At 74.5% G+C, this 863-nt stretch carries 1 protein-coding gene; it reads right to left on the bottom strand.

Annotated features, from left to right (window positions below; translation table 11 throughout):
• Window positions 1–22 precede the first annotated feature (22 nt).
• Window positions 23–457 (bottom strand): cupin domain-containing protein, encoded by a 435-nt coding sequence (locus tag FV223_RS28795; protein WP_147730017.1) that lies wholly within the window; start codon window positions 455–457, stop codon window positions 23–25.
• Window positions 458–863 lie beyond the last annotated feature (406 nt).

The raw sequence follows: 863 nt of genomic DNA, 5'->3' as shown, positions 1-863 counted from the left end.
GCCCGGCCCGGACGCGCCCGGGTCACCGCGGCGTCGGGCGCCAGTCAGGCGGGGCCATCTCGAAGCCGGCGAAGTCGAAGGCGGGGGAGACCGTGCAGCCGACCAGCGTCCAGGCACCGAGGCTGGTCGCCGTCTGCCAATGGCCCTCGGGGACCACCAGCTGCGGCCGCTGCCCGCGCGCCAGGTCCGGGCCGAGATGGTGGGCGGCGGCGTCGTGGCCGTTCGGGCTCACGGTCAGCACCAGCGGCGCACCGGCGTGCCAGTGCCAGATCTCGGCGGCGTCGACGCGGTGCCAGGCCGAGACCTCGCCGACGTCGAGCAGGTAGTAGATCGCGCTGCCGACCGAGCGGCCCGCGACCAGGCTCGGATCGCGGAAGGTCTCGCGGTAATGCCCGCCCTCCGGGTGGGGCCGAAGCCCGAGCGCCGCGATCACCCCGGCCGCCGTCATCTCCGCCATGGTTCCTCGCATCCTTCGATCAGGCTCGGTCCGGGGACCGTGGTGGCACATTCAGCACGCGCTTGCCTCGGCCGAAAAGGCTGTCGCACCCGCGCCTCGTGCCGGCGAGGCGCGGATCCCCTCTCCCGTTCGGGAGAGGGACAGGGCGAGGGGACAGGTCTTTCCGGCGAGGTCGCACCCCTCACCCCAACCCTCTCCCGGACGGGAGAGGGGGCCGTCCCGCACCGCGAACGAGCCATCCGGGGCCGTCCTGCGGAGATGCGCGCACGACAACCCGCGTCAGGCGCGGGAAGAACGCGGCGAGCCTCCGCCAGAACCCCGCGCCTACTCGGCGATGGCGCCCTGCGGGACGTGGAAGCCGGGCGGGGCCTTCGGGGCCGCATCCTTGCGCGGCGCGGGTTTCGCC

It is taken from the genome of Methylobacterium sp. WL116 (assembly GCF_008039455.1).
Lineage (GTDB): Bacteria > Pseudomonadota > Alphaproteobacteria > Rhizobiales > Beijerinckiaceae > Methylobacterium.
Note: the sequence above shows the minus strand (reverse complement) of the source record. Positions and strands in the feature narration are given on the sequence as shown.